Origin of the sequence: Oryzibacter oryziterrae (assembly GCF_021864535.1) — a bacterium.
GTDB classification, from domain to species: Bacteria; Pseudomonadota; Alphaproteobacteria; order Rhizobiales; family Pleomorphomonadaceae; genus Pleomorphomonas; species Pleomorphomonas oryziterrae.
Map to the genome: position 1 here is coordinate 70446 of NZ_JAKJIC010000017.1, position 19628 is coordinate 90073.

17 protein-coding genes are annotated in these 19628 nt (G+C 65.7%); 10 read left to right on the forward strand and 7 right to left on the reverse strand.

The window, feature by feature from the left end; all coding sequences use genetic code 11:
• Positions 1-26 precede the first annotated feature (26 nt).
• From L2I41_RS16940 to L2I41_RS16955, 4 genes are all read left to right on the forward strand, one after another.
• Positions 27-1124, forward strand: coding sequence for an ABC transporter ATP-binding protein (locus L2I41_RS16940; RefSeq protein ID WP_237154763.1), 1098 nt, complete (start codon positions 27-29; stop codon positions 1122-1124).
• On the forward strand, positions 1121-2023 hold the full coding sequence (locus L2I41_RS16945) for a carbohydrate ABC transporter permease (RefSeq protein WP_237154764.1): 903 nt from the start codon (positions 1121-1123) through the stop codon (positions 2021-2023). Before L2I41_RS16940 ends, L2I41_RS16945 begins: the two co-directional genes overlap by 4 nt.
• Entirely contained in the window at positions 2023-2865 is an 843-nt protein-coding gene (locus L2I41_RS16950) for a carbohydrate ABC transporter permease (protein WP_237154765.1), read from the forward strand. The genes L2I41_RS16945 and L2I41_RS16950 overlap by 1 nt, the downstream gene beginning before the upstream one ends.
• 160 nt (positions 2866-3025) lie before the next feature.
• A complete protein-coding gene (locus L2I41_RS16955) occupies positions 3026-4348 on the forward strand; it encodes an extracellular solute-binding protein (protein WP_237154766.1) in 1323 nt (440 codons plus the stop codon).
• A gap of 298 nt (positions 4349-4646) precedes the next feature.
• On the opposite strand, the gene L2I41_RS16960 is transcribed toward L2I41_RS16955, so the two are convergent.
• Positions 4647-5864 (reverse strand): ROK family transcriptional regulator, encoded by a 1218-nt coding sequence (locus L2I41_RS16960; RefSeq protein WP_237154767.1) that lies wholly within the window; start codon positions 5862-5864, stop codon positions 4647-4649.
• A 388-nt stretch (positions 5865-6252) separates the two neighbouring features.
• Between L2I41_RS16960 and L2I41_RS16965 the strand changes: the two genes are divergently transcribed.
• The gene (locus tag L2I41_RS16965; RefSeq protein ID WP_237154768.1) at positions 6253-7998 is read left to right on the forward strand and encodes a glucosidase family protein; all 1746 of its coding nucleotides are present in this window, start codon (positions 6253-6255) and stop codon (positions 7996-7998) included.
• Positions 7999-8168: 170 nt separating this feature from the next.
• Here the strand turns inward: L2I41_RS16965 and L2I41_RS16970 are convergent, their stop codons facing one another.
• Positions 8169-8780, reverse strand: coding sequence for a GNAT family N-acetyltransferase (locus L2I41_RS16970; RefSeq protein WP_237154769.1), 612 nt, complete (start codon positions 8778-8780; stop codon positions 8169-8171).
• Positions 8781-9020: 240 nt separating this feature from the next.
• Here L2I41_RS16970 and L2I41_RS16975 point away from each other — a divergent pair, with 240 nt between their 5' ends.
• The 4 genes from L2I41_RS16975 (at position 9021) to L2I41_RS16990 (ending at position 13281) form a co-directional block, all read left to right on the forward strand.
• Complete coding sequence (locus L2I41_RS16975) at positions 9021-10355, forward strand: extracellular solute-binding protein (RefSeq protein WP_237154770.1); 1335 nt, start codon at positions 9021-9023, stop codon at positions 10353-10355.
• Positions 10356-10428: 73 nt separating this feature from the next.
• Positions 10429-11325 carry a carbohydrate ABC transporter permease gene (locus L2I41_RS16980; protein ID WP_237154771.1) on the forward strand — a complete coding sequence of 299 codons (897 nt, stop codon included), beginning with the start codon at positions 10429-10431 and terminating at the stop codon, positions 11323-11325.
• Positions 11325-12152 carry a carbohydrate ABC transporter permease gene (locus tag L2I41_RS16985; protein ID WP_237154772.1) on the forward strand — a complete coding sequence of 276 codons (828 nt, stop codon included), beginning with the start codon at positions 11325-11327 and terminating at the stop codon, positions 12150-12152. Before L2I41_RS16980 ends, L2I41_RS16985 begins: the two co-directional genes overlap by 1 nt.
• A gap of 40 nt (positions 12153-12192) precedes the next feature.
• Positions 12193-13281, forward strand: a complete 1089-nt coding sequence (locus L2I41_RS16990) for an ABC transporter ATP-binding protein (protein ID WP_237154773.1) — start codon at positions 12193-12195, stop codon at positions 13279-13281.
• A gap of 239 nt (positions 13282-13520) precedes the next feature.
• Here L2I41_RS16990 and L2I41_RS16995 read toward each other — a convergent pair whose 3' ends face one another.
• The 5 genes from L2I41_RS16995 to L2I41_RS17015 all read right to left on the reverse strand — a co-directional run bounded on the left by L2I41_RS16995 (position 13521) and on the right by L2I41_RS17015 (position 18353).
• Positions 13521-15110, reverse strand: a complete 1590-nt coding sequence (locus tag L2I41_RS16995) for a gamma-glutamyltransferase family protein (protein ID WP_237154774.1) — start codon at positions 15108-15110, stop codon at positions 13521-13523.
• A gap of 23 nt (positions 15111-15133) precedes the next feature.
• Positions 15134-15871 carry an ABC transporter permease gene (locus L2I41_RS17000; protein ID WP_237154775.1) on the reverse strand — a complete coding sequence of 246 codons (738 nt, stop codon included), beginning with the start codon at positions 15869-15871 and terminating at the stop codon, positions 15134-15136.
• Entirely contained in the window at positions 15868-16578 is a 711-nt protein-coding gene (locus L2I41_RS17005; protein ID WP_237154776.1) for an ABC transporter permease, read from the reverse strand. Before L2I41_RS17005 ends, L2I41_RS17000 begins: the two co-directional genes overlap by 4 nt.
• A 150-nt stretch (positions 16579-16728) precedes the next feature.
• On the reverse strand, positions 16729-17577 hold the full coding sequence (locus tag L2I41_RS17010; RefSeq protein ID WP_390634380.1) for a transporter substrate-binding domain-containing protein: 849 nt from the start codon (positions 17575-17577) through the stop codon (positions 16729-16731).
• Positions 17578-17678: 101 nt separating this feature from the next.
• The gene (locus L2I41_RS17015; RefSeq protein ID WP_237154778.1) at positions 17679-18353 is read right to left on the reverse strand and encodes a GntR family transcriptional regulator; all 675 of its coding nucleotides are present in this window, start codon (positions 18351-18353) and stop codon (positions 17679-17681) included.
• 222 nt (positions 18354-18575) lie between these two features.
• Between L2I41_RS17015 and L2I41_RS17020 the strand changes: the two genes are divergently transcribed.
• Positions 18576-19628: FecR domain-containing protein (locus L2I41_RS17020; protein WP_237154779.1), on the forward strand; the 1053-nt coding region annotated here is incomplete at its 3' end.

The window sequence follows — 19628 nt, forward strand, 5'->3', positions numbered from 1 at the left end:
GGGACATCCATTCTGGGAGGAAAGACATGTCGGCCGAGATTGAAATCCGCAATGTCAGCAAGAGCTTCGGCTCAGCCAAGGTGCTGGAAAACCTGTCACTGAGCATCCCCGGCCACGAGTTCGTGGTCTTCCTCGGCCCCTCGGGCTGCGGCAAATCCACCCTGTTGCGCATGATCGCCGGGCTCGAAAGCGTCGAGGACGGCGAGATCCTGATCAACGGGGAGCGCATCGATCATCTGCCGCCCGGCCAGCGTGGCGTGGCCATGGTGTTCCAGTCCTATGCGCTCTATCCGCACATGACCGTGCGGCAGAACATGACCTTCGGCCTCGAGAACATCAACGTTGCCAAGGACGTCATCGACGCCCGCGTCGCCGATGCCGCGCGCATGCTGGAGATCGGCCACCTTCTCGACCGCAAGCCGGGCCAGCTCTCCGGCGGCCAGCGCCAGCGCGTCGCCATCGGCCGCGCCGTGGTGAAGGAGCCCAACGCCTTCCTGTTCGACGAGCCGCTCAGCAATCTCGACGCCGCGCTCAGAACCCGCACCCGCATCGAGCTCGCCCAGCTGCACCAGCGGCTGAGGTCGACCATGATCTTCGTCACCCACGACCAGATCGAGGCCATGACGCTGGCCGACCGCATCGTGGTGATGAACAACAAGAAGATTGAACAGATCGGCGCGCCCATGGAGATCTACGACCGGCCGGCGACCCGTTTCGTCGCCGGCTTCGTCGGCACGCCGCAGATGAACTTCCTCGACGTGACGGCTGCCCGTCCCGGCGCCCTCGGCCTCTCGGTCGCCTGCGGGCCGAAGCTCTCCATCGACACCGCCGTCGCCCCGGACGTGGCCGGCGAGGTGGCGTCGCTCGGAATCCGCGCCGAAGCCGTCAGCCTTGCCGCCCCCGGCGAGGGCCAGGCCGATGGCGTGATCGACGTGCTCGAACGGCTCGGCGACCGCTCGCTGGCCCATGTGCGCCTCGACGACGGCCAGATGGTGGTGGCCAACGAGTCCGGCCAGACCCGGCTCGGGGTCGGCGCCCGCGTCGCCCTGCGGTTCGACGGCACCAAGGCACACCTGTTTGACGGCGCCGGCAAGGCCTATCATGGCCGGGAGGCGGCGCCATGACCGCCGTGCAAGCCCCGCGCAAGCCCTCGCACGGCCCGCATTCGCCCGACTGGAAGAATGCGCTCTTCGTGGCGCCCTACCTGTTCTTCTTCGTGACGCTGCTCGTCTTCCCGCTGTTCTGGGGCATTTGGCTGAGCTTTCACAAGGCCGACACCTTCTCGTCCGGCCCCTTTGTCGGCTTCGGCAACTATGTCCGTCTTTTCAATGACAAGGTGTTCCTGCAGTCGGTCGGCAACACCTTCTATTTCGTGCTTCTGACGGTGCCGACGCTGGCGCTGATCGGCCTGTTCCTGGCGCTGGCGCTCAATGCCCGGACCCGCACGGCGACGGTGCTGCGCAGCCTGTTCTTCTTCTCGTCCGTGCTGTCGGTCACCATCGTCACGCTGATCTGGCGCATCGTCTTCATCCCGCAATTCGGCCTGCTCGCGACGGTCTACGGCTGGTTCGGCGCCACCGCGCCCGCCTTCGTCTCCGACCCGAATCTGGCCATGATCGCGGTGGCCATGGCCACCATCTGGTGGTGCCTCGGCCTGCCGATGATGCTGTTCCTGTCGGCCCTGCAGCAGATCCCCGGCGACATCTACGAAGCCGCCGCCCTCGACAACGCCAGCCGCTGGCGCACGCTGACGGCCATCACGCTGCCCTCCATCAAGCGCACCTTCGCGCTGGTGATCATCATCCAGATCGTGCTGCAGTTCCAGCTGTTCGGCCAGGCCTGGCTGATGACGCGCGGCGGGCCCAACAACGTGACCAAGCCGATCGTCCTCTACATCTACGACACCGCCTTCCGCCGCTGGGATCTCGGCCTTGGAGCCGCCGCCTCGGAAGTGCTCTTCGTGCTGATCCTGCTGGCCGCCATGGCGCAATACCTGATCTCCCGGCGCAAGGAGGACCTGTGATGTCGAGCGGTCTGTCCAACTCCCGCAGCTTCGGCGACCGGGTGATCCTGGCCCTGGTGATCGCGTTGTCGATTGTCATGCTGGCGCCGGCGCTCTGGGTGATCGCCCTGTCCTTCAAGGACAATGCCGAGCTGATGGCCAACCCCAATTCGGTGTTCCATCCGCCCTATATCATCCAGAACTATATCAACATCGTCGGCACCTCCGCGGTGTTCCGCTGGATCCTCAACTCGCTGATCGTGTCGATCGGGCTGACGGTGGGCACGCTGGTGCTGTCCTCGCTCGCCGGCTACGGCTTTGCCCGGCTGAACTTTCCCGGGCGGGACATCCTGTTCGTCGTCGTGCTGTTCGGCCTTGCGGTGCCCGAGCAGGCGGTGCTGGTGGCGCGCCACCAGATCTTCTCGATCCTGAAGTTCCACAACACCTATCAGGGCATCATCCTGCCGGGCCTGTCGAGCGCCTTCGGCGTGTTCCTGATGACGCAATATTTCCGCGCCATCCCCAAGGAACTCGACGAGGCGGCCATGCTCGACAACGCCAGCCGCTTCCGCGTCTTCTGGAAAGTGCTGCTGCCGCTGACGCTGCCGGCGCAGGCCACCTTGGGCATCTTCACCTTCCTGGGCGCCTGGAACGACTATTTCTGGCCGCTGATCTCGGCCACCAAGAAGGAAATGTTCACGCTCACCGTCGGCATGGCGTCGACGCAGACCAACTTCGCCCAGTCCGAGGGCATCGGATATCTGATGGCGCAGGCCGTCTTCGCCGGCGCGCCCATCTTCATCGTCTACCTGTTCTTTCAGAAGTACATCGTCACCGCGGTTTCAGGCGCAGCCGTGCGCTGACGCGGTGGACGCCGGCGGAGGCCCTCGGCGGCCTCCGGCATCAGAACTTCGGTCCGGGCGGGGAGGCTCGGGCGGATGGATACGGGCGCAAGGCAAGTTCAACGCGTCCGCAGTGGGCCTGCCCGGCATCCGGGCTGCAATCAATAACGGAGGAAACGATATGAAGACGATTGTGAAGTCCGCCCTCTTGGCGGTCTCGGCGCTGGCGATCAGTGCCGTGACGGCCGTTGCCGATCCCGTGGAGATCAAGCTGCAGCGCTTCTTCGGTGCCTGCGACGCCGATTTCGGCACCAACACCGACGTGGCCAAGGCGACTGGCGAATGCGGCATCATCACGTCGCTGATCAACAAGTTCAACGCCGACAATCCGGACATCCACATTTCCGTCACCAACGTGGAATGGCCCGGCTATGACCAGCTGAACGCCCAGTTTGCCGCCGGCGACGCGCCCGACATCGTCACCATCCATGAATCGGTGCTGTCGGACTACCAGTCCAAGAACCTGCTGCTGCCGCTCGACGATCTGCTGAAGAGCGAAGGCATCACGCCCGATCAGTTCACCTCTGCCGCCCAGCAGGGTGTGACCAAGGACGGCAAGTTCTACGGCATGCCCATCGACACCTGGACCATGCTCTATCATGTGAACATGGACCTGTTCAAACAGGCCGGCCTCGTCAATCCCGACGGTACGCCGATCTTCCCGAAATCCGTCGATGAGGCGATCGCCCAGGCCGAACAGTTCAAGGCCAAGACCGGCAAGCCCTATTTCGTGCAGAACATGGCCAATGAAACCGCCCTGTTCATGCGCAACTTCTACACCTACCTGTTCCAGCAGGATTCCGACTTCTTCGCCGATCCCAAGCACATCAAGGTGCAGACGCCGGAAGCCAAGAAGGTGCTGGAATTCTACAAGAAGATCTATGACGAAGACCTGACCACCAAGGACATGGACTACGGCACCGCCATCAACGCCTTCCTGGCGGGTGAGGGCGGCGTGCAGCTCAACGGCACCTGGGTCGTCGGCGACTACAACGCCCAGTCCGAGACCGCCGGTACGGCGCTCAACAAGGGCGGCTATGCCGTCTATCCCTATCCGCAGCTGTTCGGCGGCACCCATGCCCAATATGCCGACGGTCACAGCTGGGCCGTGTCCGCCAAGGACCGCAAGCCCGAAGAGCTCGCCGCCATCGGCAAGTTCCTGAAGTTCTACTTCGACAACGACTATGAATGGTCGCGTACCGGCCATCTGCCGTCGGTCCAGGCCGTGCTCGACAGCGACCAGTTCAAGGCGCTGCCGCACCGCAGCACCATCCTCGAGGTGGCCAAGCTCGGCAAGCCGCTGCCGCAGCAGATCCAGCGCCAGTTCGCGCTCCAGGACATCATCGGCGAGGAAGCCGGTGCGGCCATCACCGGCCAGAAGGACATCGACGCCGCGCTCGCCGACATGGAGACTCGCGTCAACGACCTGCTGTCCAACCTCTGAGGCAAGGCACCGGAGCCCTGTGTGCAGGGCTCCGGCACCACACAACACGCGAAATGTTCAGCCGGACCGCTCGGCGACGGGCGGCGGGATCCCTCGGCCACAAGGGCTCCGTCCCGGTGTTGAACGACCACTGGATAAAACAGGACATTTGCGCCGCAGATGTCATGGCCATTTTATCCAGCGGGCCAACGGCGGGCGCGCTGCCAAGCTCTCCTCCAACTGGCGCGCCCGCCAATGGTCCCAATTGCGAGACCGCTGGCGAGACCGATAGGACGCCGATGAGGGGAAGTCGGGCTCTCTAGCCCTGGGAGACTGCCAGCAGCCTGCCCACGGACGGCGCTGCCTGGTCGAGGGGAATCCCGAAGAGTTCGTCCAGCATGTGGGCGACCGCCACGCTGATGCCGCCGATGAGGCCGGCACGGTTGCCGAAGCGGCTGATGGCGATGGGCGGCGGCGTGGGCGTGCAGCGCGGCAGAAAGCGCCGGATGGCGGCCACCAGTTCGTCACGCGCCCCGATGCTGCCGCCGAGGATCACCACTTCGGGATCGAGCACGGCACCGACCGAGGCGATCGTTACCGCCACCAGCCTTGCGGTTTCCTCGATGGCCGCGGCGGCAAGACCATCGCCCTCCGCCAGCGCCGCAAACACGTCCTTGACCGTCCGGTCCGACGGCCCGCCATAGCCGGCAAAGCGGCGGGTGATGGCCGCAGCCCCCACCGCAGCCTCCAGAGTGCCGACCGTGAAGTTGCGCGGATCGAAGGGATCGGCGCCGAGCGGCAGGTAGGAAATCTCGCCGGCTGCCCCGCGGGCCCCGCGCACCAGCCGCCGGTTGGCGATGATGCCCATGCCGATGCCGGTGCCGAGCGCCACGAAGGCGAAGTCGTTGAGCTCGGCGCCCTGGCCACGCCATTGCTCGCCGAGCGCGGCGAGATTGACGTCGTTCTCCACGATCACCGGGCAGCCGAGCCGGTCGCCCATCAGCTGCCGCAGGTCGATGTTCTCGAGGCCCGGCACATTCGGCGCGATGCGCACGTGACCGGTCTCCGGATCGAACACGCCGGGCGTGCCGAGCACGGCGACGCGCAGGTCGGCCAGGGCGACACCGGCCTCGGCGGCAAGCTGTTCGACCACACGGCCGAGGTGATCCACCAGATGGGTACCGCCGCGCGGATCGGTCGGCAGCATGACCTCGGCCTTGATGTTGCCGAGCAGATCGCCGATGGCCGCCGCCACCTTGGTGCCGCCCACGTCGATGGCAAGGCCATGGGCCGCGTCGGCGTTGATCTCATAGGTGATGGCCTGCCGGCCAAGCCGGCCGTCGGTGCGGCCGCTGGGTTTCAGCCAGCCGTCATCCTCCAGGCTGCGGACGATTTCCGACACCGTCTGCTTGGAAAGGCCGGTCAGCCGGGCCACGTCCGTACGGGAAATGGCCCCTTCCGCCAGCACGGTGCGCATCACCGCCTGAGTGGTCACCTTGCGGGCGATCGAGGTTGTCTGGCTTTCCAGGGTGCTCATACCGACACGGGGCTCCGCCGTTTGTTAGTCAGGAACCTATATCTATCTGATCCGATAATGTCGAAGAAGAAGCATTTTTGCAACGAAAATTGCGTGTGTTTCCCCGTATTTTCAATTTACCCGGCAAATTCGTCAGCGTCGTTGACAAATACATATTCGCTTTGTAATTTGCATTGGCATTGAGCACGCCGCGATCGAAGGCGGTCACCTGAGGTGACGCCTTGTCAGCCAGGCTATCTGGCCATGATCGCGGCGGCAGACAAAAACGTGGGCGCGGCAACCATACCAGTGAAGACAGCCCGTCTCCGACCTCACGGTCCGGGGCTGCTGGCCATTGCCGAACGGCGGATCGGTGCCGTGCGCCCAGAGGCGGACAGGTGACCCTGACATGATGACCCCGACGCCGGAAGGCGCAATCCTCTCCCAAACGCCGGTGCTGCTGCCGATCATGGCGCCGCGCCTGCAGGCGGATTGTTCGCCGGACGGCTGGGCCGATCTGGCCCTGTGGGGCACCGGCAGCCTCGGGCGCGTGCGCTTCTCCCCGCTTGCCGCGCCCTATCTCTACGGCCCGAACCGGGTGCTCGCCGCCAATGGCGGCGTCCACGTCGCCCAGACGGCGCCGGTGATGCTGATCCGCGGCGCCCGCCTTCAGTCCTGCCACCCCGCCCGCCGCTGTGCCTGGTGGCATGACGCCACCACCGACGCCGCCGGCAATCGCGTGGTCCGCACCGGCGCGCGCCGCGTCGTCGAAACCGGCTGGGGCGTGGTGATCGTGCTCTCCGAGGGCGAGGATCTGCGCATTGCCGTCGGCACCACGGTCGAAGAAGCCGAGCGCGGCCTCCTGCTCGACGCCGCCGCCATCATCGCCGAGGCCGAGGCCTATGCGGCCCGCTGCGATCTCGCGCCGGCCGCCGATCCGCTCCTGCGCTCCATGGTGATCCAGGGCATCCACGCCGCCCTCTCGTCCATCCGCCAGGATGAAAAGGGCGCCTTCGCCGGCCTTGCCGCCGGTCAGGCCTATAGCGCGCCGGCCCGCACCTATTTCCGCGACGGCTACTGGACGCTGCAGCCCTTGCTGACGCTGGCGCCCGAAACGGTGCGCGACGAGATCCGCCTGCTCGCCACCGGCCTGCAGCCCGACGGCGAAGCGCCGAGCGGCGTGCTGCTCACCGGCGACGCCCAGTCGTCCGCCTGGCGCCGCTTCCTCGCCGACCCCAAGGGCCCTCCCGGCCGCTTCCCCGACCATCACCGCCATCCCAACGACTGGTGGAGCGACCATTTCGACAGCCCGCTGTTCTTCGTGCTGGCGCTCGGTGATTACGCCCGCACCACCGGCGATCTCGCCGAGGTGGCCCGTCACTGGCCGATGGTCGCCACCATCCTCAAGCGCTATTTCGCCTTCGCCGGGCCGGACAGCGTGTTGCCGCTCAAGCCGCGCAACGACCGCGACTGGGCCGACAACGTGTTCCGCGCCGGGCTCGTCTCCTACAACATCGGCCTGTTCGTCGGCGCGCTGGATGTGGCCGTCGAGTTCGGCGGTCCGCATGACCAGGCTCTGGTGGACAAGGCGCGCCAAATGGCCGCCGCCGCCCGCGCCGAGATCGACGGCAAGCTCTTCGTGCCCGCCCGCGACGGCTATGCCGATTACGCGACGCCGGAAGGCTTCGTCGAGGATCACCTGGTCATCGACAGCCTGACGCTCACCCGCTATGGCGCCATCACGCCGGAGCGCGCCAAGGCCTTGCTCGGCGCCATGCAGCAGCAGCTGGAATCGCGCCACAACAGCGAGCAGCCCTATGGCGACTGGGGCGTGCTCTGCGCCTATCCGCCCTACAAGCAGCCCAAGGACCTGCGCGGCAAGACCGCCTTCCCCTTCCGCTATCACAACGGCTCGGATTGGCCCTATTGGAGCGGCGTCTACGCCGAGCAGCGCCTGCAATACGGCCTCGGCGGCGCCCGCTATGCGCTGACGCGCTGGTGGCAGACCTGCCTCGAAAACGGCTGGGCCGGCGCGGTGGAATATTTCTCGCCGCCCTATGGTCGCGGCTCGCTGCTGCAGGGCTGGAGCGCCATGCCGGCCGCCGTCGTCGTCAAATACGGCCTCGACGCCGTCAACGCGGAGCCGGCGTCATGAGCGGACAACGACCCGTGACGTCGCGCGCGCCAACCCTCGCCCCTTGCGGGAGAGGGTGGATGCGCAGCATCCCGGTGAGGGGTGTCGGCTCGACGGGAAACGCTGCCAATACCACCCCTCATCGGCCCTGCCGGGCACCTTCTCCCTCAAGGGGAGAAGGAAGCAACCCGTCAGTCCGTGAACTTCATGCCGAAGATCACGTGGCCGTCGCGGCTCAGGTCCGTGAAGCCCACGTGGCGGTAGAAGCCCATGGCCTTGGTGTTGCTGGGGTGCACGCCGAGATGCACGCCGCGGACGCCGGCCGCGCGCAGCGCGTCGAGCTCGGTCTCGATCATGCGGCGGCCCCAGCCCGAGGCCTGGGCCTGCGGCAGCACGTTGATGTGCAGATGCGCCGGATAGTCCTTGACCAGCCAGTCGGCGGTCGGCTCGCTGTGGCGGATGCGGCCCATGGCCATGGCGTCCATGGGGCTGGTCGGCTCGCGCCCCTCGATGCGCGCCCGGGCCGCCGGCCACCAGTCGCGATCGAGCCGGGCGCCGAAGGCGAGGCTGTCGTCGGTGGCGAGCACGTAGCCGATGGGCGCATCGCCCGCCGTCAGCACGAAGGCGAAGTCGGGCGCGAACTTCAGATAGGCAACCGCCCAGGCGTCACCAGCCAGTCGCGGATCGCTCATAAGGTCGGTGGCGTCCTGCCCCGCATCGGCGGTGCGGCGGCAGATTTCATAGAGAGCATCGGTATCGGCGTCGCGCGCGGGACGGATGGCGAGAGTGCGGCTGTCGGTCATGTAGCAGGGTCCTTTTCAAGGGCAAGGCCTGAGCGCCGATTCCCAGGCTGAATAAATCAGCGCGATTCTAGCGTCTCGCGCGGCATGATGAAAGTAGGTAGAAGGAGAAAATATAAGGCAGGCAGCCGAAACAAGTCTCACGCTGAACAATGTGTCGTTCTTTGTGAGATCTGGAAACAATTATGTTCGCTGTGATCTGTACAGGTCGACATTGACTACACAACACAAGGGGAGAATGTCATGCGAAATATTGGTAAGAAAAGCCTCGGCCTTACGGCATTGAAGGCGACGGGCTCCGCGATTGCGGCCTGCGTCTTCGGCCTCGCCGTCGTGCAGTCGGCGCAGGCCGACGGGCTCAACGTCTGGGACGACTATACCTTCGAGGGCCAGAGCGCGACCATCGAGCAGCTCAACAAGGCCTTTGAAGCCGCCCATCCCGGTGTGACCATCAACCGCACCGCCCGCACCTTCGACGACATGAAGCTGACGCTGAAGCTCGCCGTCTCCGCCGGCGACGGCCCGATGGTGACCAAGGTCAACCAGGGTGCCGGCGACATGGGCACCATGGTCAAGGAAGGCCTGCTGCAGCCGGTCGACGCCTATATCACCAAGTTCGGCTGGGACAAGCTGCAGTCGGATTCGCTGATCGCCCGCGATCGCTGGTCCGACAAGGGCCAGTTCGGCGAAGGCCCGACCTACGGCATCTCCGGCCTCGGCGAGATGGTTGGCCTCTTCTACAACAAGAAGGTGCTCGAAGACGCCGGTCTGCCCGTGCCGACCAACTTCGACGAGTTCACCGCCGATCTCGACAAGCTCAAGGAAAAGGGCATTGCGCCCTTCATGATCGGCACGTCCAAGCAGCACATGGCGCTGCACATGATCGCCACCGTCAGCCAGGCACATGTGGACGCCGCCAAGCGCTCGACGCTCGACGACCTGATCTACGGTCGCGGCGGTTCGTGGAAGACCGAAGGCAACGTCACCGCGGCGAGCCTGATCCAGAAGTGGGCCACCGGTGGCTATTTCTACCCGGGCTTCCAGGGCATTTCCGGTGATGACGCCGTCCAGCTCTTCGTGGCCGGGCAGGGCGCCTTCCTGATCTCCGGAACCTGGTATTTCGGCGACATGCAGAACAACCCCGACATCCACTTCATGCCCTTCCCGGCGCCGCATGGTGTCGAGAAGCCGCTGACCGTGGGTGGTGTCGACCTGGCCTGGTCCATCACCAGCCTCGCCAAGGACAAGGCGACGCAGGATCTCGCCGGCGAATACATCAACTACATGGTGTCGCCGGAAGCTGCGCTGACCTGGGCCAAGGCCGGCTATCTGCCGTCGACCATCCTGCCTGACAATGCCGACTTCCAGGCCTCGACGCTGCTCAAGGAAGGCATTGCCATGTGGAAGCAGGTCAATGCCAACAACGCGCTCGGTCACTATCCCGACTGGTCCGCGCCGACGCTGCTCAAGACCATCGACGACGCCACCCCGCACCTGCTGGCTGGCGACATGAAGCCGGAAGACTTCGTCGGCGCCATCGACGCCGATTACCAGGCCTATCTGGCCTCCAAGAAGTAATCGTCAACACCCGCGCGGGGCGCCATGTTCCGCGCGGGTACCTTCCCGCTCTCCAATTTCCGAGAAGGCCCCGATGAAGCTGCGATCCAAGCTCGACGCGCCGGTGCACAAGAACCTGATCTACATATTGCCCGGGCTGATCCTCTATGCAGCCTTCGTCTTCGGCCCCATCGTGTCGGCCGTGGGCATCAGCCTGACCGACTGGAACGGCCTGGGCCTGCCCACCTGGGTCGGCTTGCAGAATTATGCCGGCCTGTTCTCCGACGAGCGCTTCTATCTGTCGCTCAAGAACAACGCCGAGCTGATGGTGTTCTATTGCGTGCTGCCGCTCGGCCTCGGCATCGGGCTTGCGGCCATCCTGTGGAACATGAAGCCGCGCGAGCAGCTCATGCTGCGCACCATGCTGTTCCTGCCCTATATCATGCCGACCGCCGTGCTCGGCATCATCTGGGCCTGGCTCTACAATCCCGCCTTCGGCCCGATCAACCAGGGCCTGCGCCTGCTCGGCCTCGGCTCGCTGGCGCTGCCCTGGCTGGGTGATTTCACCTTCGTGCTGCCGGCAGTCGGGCTGGTGGCCACCTGGTATTTCTTCGGCTTCTGCATGGTCATCTTCATGAGCGGCATGCAGCGGCTCGATCCCAACCTGTTCGACGCCGCCCGGGTCGACGGCGCCACCGGCCTGCAGACCTTCCGCACCGTGACGCTGCCGCTCCTGTTGCCGGAGATCCGCGTGGTGCTGCTGCTCACCGTGATCGCCTCCATCAAGAGCTTCGACCTCATCTTCACCATGACGCGCGGCGGCCCGGCCAACGCCACCCTGGTTCCCAACATCTACATGTATCAGCTCGGTTTCCAGCTCAACCGCTTCGGCTATGCCGCGGCCGTCGCCATCATCGGCGCCATCCTGATCTTCACGGTCAACTACGCCATTCACCGCCTGGTGCGCCCGGCTGACGAGGGAGCCAACTGATGTCGTCGCAGCTCAACCGGACCGCCCTGCCGCTGCGCCTGACGCTGTGGTTCTTCGGCCTTCTCACCATCTTCCCCTTCTCGCTGCTGCTGCTCACCTCGGTGAAGAGCCAGCCGGATCTGATGCGCGGCGCCTTCGTGCTGCCCGACTATCCGCATTTCGAGAATTACCTGCACGCCTGGATCGACGGCCATTTCGGCGTCTATTTCTGGAACTCGATCTTCGTGGTCGTTCCGGTGGTGGTGTTCTCCATCGTGCTCGGCGTGCTGCTGGCCTTCGGCTTTGCCTTCCTGAGCTTCCCGGGCCGCAAGGCGCTGTTCGTTGTCCTCACCATCGGCATGATGGTGCCGGCCGAGGCCTTCATCATCCCGCTCTATTACGAGATGCGCTATCTCGGCCTCACCAACACCTATGCGGCGGTGATCCTGCCGCAGATCGCCCAGTCCATGCCATTTGCCACCATCTTCCTGGCCAGCGCCATGCAGCAGCTGCCCGACGAGATCCTCGAAGCGGCCATCCTCGACGGCGCCTCGCGCCGGCATATCCTCTGGCACGTCATCCTGCCCTTGATGGTGCCGGCCATGTCGACCCTGGCGCTGTTCCTGTTCATCTGGACCTGGAACGAGTTCCTGATCCCGCTGATCCTCGTCAACGACGACGCCTACCGCACCCTGCCGCTCGGCATGCTGTTCTTCCAGGGGCGCTACACCGTCAACACGCCGGTTCTGACCGCCGGCGCGGTGATCGTGATCGCGCCGCTGGTGCTCGCCTATCTGATTTTCCAACGCAAGTTCATCGCTGGCCTGACCGCTGGCGCCGGCAAGTAACGGCCCTCCCACCGGATTGGCCCACAGGAGAGACTTTCAAATGAGCGGATTGCAGCTCAAGGACATTACCAAATCCTTCGGCACGGTGAATGTGATCAAGGGCGTGGATCTCGACGTGAAGTCGGGGGAGTTCGTGGTGTTCGTCGGCCCGTCGGGCTGCGGCAAGTCCACCTTGCTGCGCATGATCGCCGGCCTTGAGGATATCACCTCGGGGTCGCTGGAGATCGGCGGCGAGCGGATGAACGACGTCGATCCGTCCAAGCGCGGCATCGCCATGGTGTTCCAGAGCTACGCGCTCTATCCGCACATGACGGTGCGCGAGAACATGGGCTTTGCCCTGCGCTTTGCCGGCGTGCCCAAGCCGGAGATCGAGAAGCAGGTTCTGGACGCCGCGCGCATTCTCGAACTCGAACCGCTGCTCGATCGCAAGCCGAAGGCGCTTTCGGGCGGCCAGCGCCAGCGCGTCGCCATCGGCCGCGCCATCGTGCGCCATCCCAAGGTGTTCCTGTTCGACGAACCCCTGTCCAACCTCGATGCCGAATTGCGCGTGCACATGCGCATCGAGCTGGCCAAGCTGCACCGCAAGCTCGGCGCCACCGTGATCTACGTGACCCATGACCAGGTCGAGGCGATGACGCTGGCCGACAAGATCGTGGTGCTGCGCGGGGGCATCGTCGAGCAGGTGGGCGCGCCGCTCGACCTCTACGACAACCCGGCCAACCTGTTCGTCGCCGGCTTCATCGGCTCGCCGAAGATGAACTTCCTGAAGGGCGTCATCGCCGGCACGGAAGCGGGCAAGGCCCTGGTGCGCCTGCCCGATTTCGGCGACGTGACCGTCCCGGTTTCCGTCAAGGCCACCGGTCTTGCCACGGGCACGCCCGTCACCTTCGGCATCCGTCCCGAGCATTTCGACGAGGCCGGCAGCGCCTCGATCGCGGTGGTCGTGGACATTCTGGAGCATCTGGGCGGTGAGACGCTGGTCTACGCCCGCGCCGTCTCCGGCAACTCCGACCTCGTCACCATCTCGGCCAGCCACCGCGAGGCCGGCAAGAGCGGCGAGACCCTCACCGCCCGCTTCAGCCCCGACAAGGCGCTGCTGTTCGACGCGGAAGGCAAGCGGATTTATTGACGGGAGCGCCCCAGGCGCTCCTTGATGCACGCAAATGGTCTGCCCAAGGCCCGGTGATACCGAGTGTCATTGAAGATGACCTCGGTATCACCGGGTCTTCGTCCGCTCTGTCATGCTGGTTCCGATTGATTTCGACCTTTCGGGCAAGATCAATCGGAACCGGAAGCGCAGAAGAGGCGCCGGCCGGTCAGGCCGCAACCCGTTCGGTTCGGACGAGTCCGAACTGAACGGACCAAGTATCAGAGCCCCAGCGCGCAGCCGTCCTTGCGCGATTCCGAGGCGCCGGCCAGCGTGCCGTTCTGCCAGTCGATCCTGATGGCCTGCGCGCCGCCGATCGGGTCAGGCGACGGCACGATGCGGAAGCCGCGCCGCTCCAGCTCGGCCGCCGTGCGCGGATCAAGCGTCTTCTCTGCCTCCACGTCCAGCTTGCCCGAGACCGGCACCACGCGCGGCAGATCGATGGCCATCTGCGGGTCGAGGCCATAGTCGAGGATCTTGGAGACGAGATGGGCGTGGCCCATGGCCTGGTAATAGCCGCCCATCACGCCGAAGGGCATCACCACCTTGCCGCCCCGCGTCACCATGCCGGGGATGATGGTGTGCAGCGGCCGCTTGCCCGGCGCCACCACATTGGGATGGTTGGGGTCGAGCGAGAAGCTCTCGCCACGGTTATGCAGCGTCACGCCCGAGCGCGGCGCCACGATGCCGGAGCCGAAGAAATCGAAGATGGAGTTGATGAAGCTGACCGCATTGCGGTCCTTGTCCACCACGGTCACATAGACGGTGTCGCGGTGCAGCGGCATGTCGAAGGCCGGCAGCTCAGGGAGGGCGTGGGTAAGATCGATCATCCCCGCGAGCCGGTCGGCCATGGCGTCGGACAACAGCTCCTCCACCGGCACCGGCGAGACGCGCGGATCGGCCAGAAGCCCCGCGCGGGCCGCGTAGGCAAGCCGCGTCGCCTCGATCTCCACATGCAGCCGGTCGGCGCCGGACGGATCGCCCGTTGCCGGGAAGCGCGAGAGAATGTTGAGGATCATCAGCGCGATGACGCCCTGGCCGTTGGGCGGGCACTCATGGATCTCGTGGTCGCGGTAGACCGTGCGGATCGGCGTCACATATTCGCCGGCAGCCGTGGCGAAATCCTCGAGCGTATGCGGCCCGCCATGGGCGTTGAGGTGGCTGACCATGTCCTCGGCCACCTCGCCCGTATAGAAGGCGTCACGACCGTGGACGGCGATCTTGCGCAACGTGCCGGCCAGTTCCGGCTGGCGGTGCACCGAACCGATGGCCGGGGCGCGGCCGTCCTTGAGGAAGATCCGCCGGGCCGACGGATCGGTGAGGAAGGTCTCCTCGATTGCCCAGTCGCGATGCACGCGCGGCGCCACGGCATAGCCGTCCTCGGCAAAGCGAATGGCGTCCGAGAGCAGGCGCGCAAAGGGCAGGCTGCCGTGATCGCCGTGCAGGCGCGTCCAGGCGTCGATGGCGCCGGGAATGGTGACGGCACCAGCCGAGTTGCGCGGGATGGACGTGAGGCCACGCGCCCGGAACCAGTCGAGCGTCAGGCCGGCCGGCGCCCGGCCCGAGCCGTTGTAGGCGATCACCTTGTCGCTGCCCTGCGGCGCATAGAGCACGAAGCAGTCGCCGCCGATGCCCGTCGAGCCCGGCTCCACCACGCATTGCACCGCGCAGGCGGCGATGGCCGCGTCCATGGCGTTGCCGCCGGCCTCCAGGATGCGCAGCGCGGCGAGCGTTGCGCTGGGATGCGAGGTGGCCGCCATGGCCTCGCGGGCAACCACGGTGGAACGGGTGGGCTTTTCGAAGTCGCGCATGGTCTTTCAGGCCGCTTTCAGGGTCAGTGGACATTGCCGAGATTGGCGGCGACGGGCTTGCCGCCCGTGTTGCCGTCGCGTCGGAGATGGCGGGAGAGGCGCGTTTCCAGCGCTCCCACCAGGCGGATGATGGTGAAATTGAGCGTGAGGTAGATGAGCCCCGCGCCGACGAACACCTCGATGGCGCGATAGCTTTCCGAGATGATGCCCTGGGCGATGCCGGTCACTTCCATCAGCGTGACGATGGAGGCAAGCGAGGTGCCCTTGATCATCAGGATGATCTCGTTGCCATAGCTCGGCAGCGCCTGCCTCAGCGCCAGCGGCAGCACGATGCGATGCAGCGTCTGGAAGCGCGTGAGGCCGAGGGCGCGCGCCGCTTCCCTGAGTCCGCCGGGAACCGAGGCGATGGAGCCGCGCAGGATCTCGCTGCCATAGGCGGTCGTGTTGAGCGTCAGCGCCAGCGTCGCGCACCAGAAGGGCTCGCGGAACAGGCCCCACAGGCCGATTGCCTGCAGCCCGTGCCGGAACTGGCCGATGCCATAGTAGATGAGGAAGATCTGCACCAGGAGCGGCGTGCCGCGGAACACGGCGACGAAGCCGCGCACGATCGCCGGAATGATCACGCCGTGCCGCTGTGCCAGGGCAAGGATCAGCGCAAGGCAGAAGCCGAGCGTCACCGACAATCCCGCCAGTTCCAGCGTCAGCGGCAGGCCGGCGATCAGGCGCGGCAGGATCTCGGCATAGAAGGTGAGATCGATCATCGCACCATCCCCCTCGACGACCACTCTTCGGCATGGCGGAAGACGCGGGTGGAAACCGAGGCGATCAGGAAATAGAGCGCGGCGGCGGCGGTGTAGAAGACGAAGGGCTCGCGCGTCGCTCCGGCGGCGATCTGCGCCTGCCGCATCAGCTCGACGAGGCCGATCACCGAGATCAGCGCCGAATCCTTGAGGACCAGCTGCCACACATTGCCAAGGCCCGGCAGGGCGACGCGCAGCAATTGCGGGGCGATCACGCGGGAAAGCGTGATCCACGGCGGCAGCGCCAGCGCACGCGCCGCTTCAAACTGGCCCTTGTCGATGGCAAGATAGGCGCCGCGCAGCACCTCGCATTGATAGGCGCCGGAGATGATGCCGATGGCGAGCGTCCCCGTGGCGAAGGTCGGCATGCCGACGAAGCCCTCGATCCCCACGAGATGGCTGAAGCCGGTGAGGGCCACCGAGCCGCCGAAATAGAGCAGATATATGGTCAGCAAATCCGGGATGCCGCGAAACAGTGTGCCATAGGCCTGCGCCAGCAGGCGCGGCAAACGCCAGGGCGACAGGCGACCAGCGGCCGCACAGGCCCCGAACAGCGCCCCCAGCGCAAAGCCGGCAAGGGAGAGCACAAGCGTCAGCCCCGCCGCCAGCAGCAGGGCAGCGGCCCATCCTTCCGGGCCGAAGCCGAGAAGCGCGAAGATTTCGGACATGCAAGCGAGCCTATGACCTGATGGCGCGTGGGGACAGGGACGACCTGTCCGCGCCAGGCGAGCCCCTGCCGATCAGCGCTGCGGAGCCTGAACGGCATGAGCCCGGGCGGCCGGCCCCGCGGCGGGAGCCGGCCAGGTGCGGGCGAGCGATCAGCTCTTGGGCGTCACGTCCGAGTGGACCCACTTCTCCGACAGCTTCTTGATGGTGCCGTCGGCAATGGCTTCGTCGATCGCCTTGTTCAGCATGTCCTTGAGGGCGGTGTCGGCCTTGCGCACGCCGGCGCCGGTACCGCGACCGAACACGCCGCCGTCAAAGCCGGGACCGGCTTCGGTGAAGTCGGCAAACTCCGGCTTGGCCAGCGTGGCGGCAAGAGCGGTCTTCTGGGCGAAGACGGCGTCGATGCGACCGGCGGCCAGATCGAGGTCATGCTCTTCCACGGTCTTGTATTCGCGGATCTCGATGTCGTCGGCGAAATACTTCTTGAGGAACTCGAGGTTGGCCGTCGCCGACTGCACGCCGACCACCTTGCCCTTCAGCAGTTCGCGCAGCTTGTCGATCGCCGGCTTGGCCTTGGCTTCGTCGTTGAGGTTGAACTGCTCGGCGTCATTGGCCATGGCCTTGCCCAGATCGCTGTCTTTCGGCACCGAGAAGGCGGAGGGGTCCACCGCATAGGTGCGCGTGAAGTCGATCACCTCGAGGCGCTTGTCGGTGATGAACATGGAGGCCATGATCACGTCGAACTTGCCCACCTGCAGCGAGGGGATCAGGCCGTCCCAGTTCTGGGCGATGATCTTGCATTCGATCTTCATGCGCGCGCACAGATCATTGGCCAGATCGATTTCCAGGCCGTCGAGCTTGCCGTCGGGCGTCACGAAGTTCCACGGCGCATAGGCGCCTTCCGTGGCGATGGTGATGGATTTCGGCGCATCCGCAGCATGGGCGACGGGCACGGCGGTAGCGAGGACGACGCCGAGCGCCGCCAGAACGAGAGACTTCATGTTCATTCCCCTTTTCGTTGGGCTGCGGAGCGCAGCTCACCCTGAAGCCCGGGGCGGATTGTTGTCCGTCTTGCCCGGGGTCTCTGTCGGCATCGCCGCGGTCAGCGGCGATCCGGACTTGCGTAGTCGGCCAGCAAGGCTGCCGTGCCGAGAATATGGTCCTGCATGACGGCTTCGGCCGCCTTCACGTCGCCGGCGCGCAGGGCATCGATCAGCCCCTGATGCTCGTCGCGCGCGCTGAGCGGCTTGTTCACATAATCGAACCAGATGCGCATGTAGGGCTCGATCACCACATGCAGCGCGTTGATCTGGCGGATCAGCTTGGGCCGGCGGCTCAGGTTGTAGATGGCGGCATGAAACTCCTGGTGCCGCAGCACCCAGTCGCCGCCGCTCGCCGCCCCCGCCCGCTCCATGCGATCGAGCAGGCGTTCGAGCTCGTCGAAACTGTCGGCCGTCATCTGCGGCAACGCGCAGCGCACCGCCAGCCCTTCCAGCACCGAGCGCATCTCGAAGGTCTCGGAGATCTCGTCGAGCGTCAGTCCGGCGACGACGCAACCGCGGTTGGGACGGATCAGCACCAGCCCGTCGGCGGCGAGCCGCCGGAAAGCCTCGCGCACCGGCATGCGGCTCATGCCGATCTCGGTGGCGATATCCTCCGGAATCAGCCGGTCGCCCGCCCGGTAACGGCCTTCGCGCACGCCCTGCAACAGGTGGCGATAGGCCTCCTGTTCAGCGGTGGACCCGGCAGAGGGATCGGTGGCGAAGGACAGCGGCATGGCGGAACGGGCTCACTGGATCTGTGTATCCACTTATCCAATCAAGGATCGCTCCGCCGGTCAAGCGCGAAAAACGAGCGGAGGGGCCGGAGATTTTGATGCACATCGCGATCGAATTAACCACGGAATGCAAAGTTCACAATAAATAGCTCGCAGATTTCCGGTCCTTAATAGCCGCGCAAGGTTTGTGTCGCATGCCTGAAGAGGTGTGATGGAGGCATGATGAAGACACTTGGATATCTCTTCTCGGCGTTTCTGCTTTCGAGCGTGGCCCTGTCGGACGCTGTCGCGGGCGACGACTGGCAGGTTGCTGCCGTAACGGGCACGGCTTATCGCCAGGATGGGGGCAAGTGGGTGCGTCTTGCCGCCGGCGACCGCGTCGGCGATGGTGAAGCAGTCAAGACGCTCGGCTCGGGCGCGCTCACCATCAGGCGCGCCGGCGTGACCATCACCGTTGCCCCCAACAGCTTCATCAAGGTCTCCGACCGGGCCAAGGGCGGCATGACCGACGTCTTCGAGCGGACCGGCAGCGCGCAGGTCGAGGTCGATCCCGCCCGGCACATCCGGCTCGCCGTCGAGACGCCCTATATGGCGGCGGTCGTCAAGGGCACCGTGTTCACGGTCTCGACCGAAGGCACCATGTCGGCCACCACGGTCCAGCGCGGTCGCGTGGCCGTCATCGACATCCACAACGAATTGCAATCGGAGATCACCGCCGGTCAGGCGGCCCGCTCCGGTCCCGGCATGCCGCTGTCGCTCTCCGGTTCGGGCCGGATCGCGCAGGTCAAGACCTTCAAGGGGACGATCTACAAGGTGGCTGAAGACGGAACGCTGACCCAGATCAAGAAGACGACCAGCGAGACGCCAGGCACACCCCCGACCAAGAGCCCGTCGACGACAACGGCCGGCAGCACATCCCACGGCCAGAAGCCGGACAAGGGCGGGAAGCCCGGCAGTACCGGAGGCACCAGCGGAAACGGCAGTAGCGACGCGGGCAACGGCGGAAACGGTAACGGCGGCGGAAACGACCACGGTGGTGGAAACGGCGGTGGTAACGACCACGGTGGCGGAAACGGCAGCGGCGACGACCACGGCGGTGGAAACGACGGCGGCAACGACCACGGCGGCGGAAACGACCACGGCGGTGGAAACGGCAGCGGCGACGACCACGGCGGTGGAAACGGCGGCGGCAACGACCACGGCGGCGGTAACGACCACGGCGGTGGAAACGGCGGCCGTTGCGACCTCGGCAGCGGAAGCGGCCGCGACAACGAC

Coding starts and splice junctions, on each gene's coding strand:
- L2I41_RS16990 (WP_237154773.1), top strand. CDS start 12,193: ATGAGCGGATTGCAGCTCAAGGACATTACCAAATCCTTCGGCACGGTG.
- L2I41_RS16940 (WP_237154763.1), top strand. CDS start 27: ATGTCGGCCGAGATTGAAATCCGCAATGTCAGCAAGAGCTTCGGCTCA.
- L2I41_RS16995 (WP_237154774.1), bottom strand. CDS start 15,110: ATGCGCGACTTCGAAAAGCCCACCCGTTCCACCGTGGTTGCCCGCGAG.
- L2I41_RS16985 (WP_237154772.1), top strand. CDS start 11,325: ATGTCGTCGCAGCTCAACCGGACCGCCCTGCCGCTGCGCCTGACGCTG.
- L2I41_RS17005 (WP_237154776.1), bottom strand. CDS start 16,578: ATGTCCGAAATCTTCGCGCTTCTCGGCTTCGGCCCGGAAGGATGGGCC.
- L2I41_RS16965 (WP_237154768.1), top strand. CDS start 6,253: ATGATGACCCCGACGCCGGAAGGCGCAATCCTCTCCCAAACGCCGGTG.
- L2I41_RS16950 (WP_237154765.1), top strand. CDS start 2,023: ATGTCGAGCGGTCTGTCCAACTCCCGCAGCTTCGGCGACCGGGTGATC.
- L2I41_RS16970 (WP_237154769.1), bottom strand. CDS start 8,780: ATGACCGACAGCCGCACTCTCGCCATCCGTCCCGCGCGCGACGCCGAT.
- L2I41_RS17000 (WP_237154775.1), bottom strand. CDS start 15,871: ATGATCGATCTCACCTTCTATGCCGAGATCCTGCCGCGCCTGATCGCC.
- L2I41_RS16945 (WP_237154764.1), top strand. CDS start 1,121: ATGACCGCCGTGCAAGCCCCGCGCAAGCCCTCGCACGGCCCGCATTCG.
- L2I41_RS17015 (WP_237154778.1), bottom strand. CDS start 18,353: ATGCCGCTGTCCTTCGCCACCGATCCCTCTGCCGGGTCCACCGCTGAA.
- L2I41_RS16975 (WP_237154770.1), top strand. CDS start 9,021: ATGCGAAATATTGGTAAGAAAAGCCTCGGCCTTACGGCATTGAAGGCG.
- L2I41_RS17010 (WP_390634380.1), bottom strand. CDS start 17,577: ATGAAGTCTCTCGTTCTGGCGGCGCTCGGCGTCGTCCTCGCTACCGCC.
- L2I41_RS16980 (WP_237154771.1), top strand. CDS start 10,429: ATGAAGCTGCGATCCAAGCTCGACGCGCCGGTGCACAAGAACCTGATC.
- L2I41_RS16960 (WP_237154767.1), bottom strand. CDS start 5,864: ATGAGCACCCTGGAAAGCCAGACAACCTCGATCGCCCGCAAGGTGACC.
- L2I41_RS16955 (WP_237154766.1), top strand. CDS start 3,026: ATGAAGACGATTGTGAAGTCCGCCCTCTTGGCGGTCTCGGCGCTGGCG.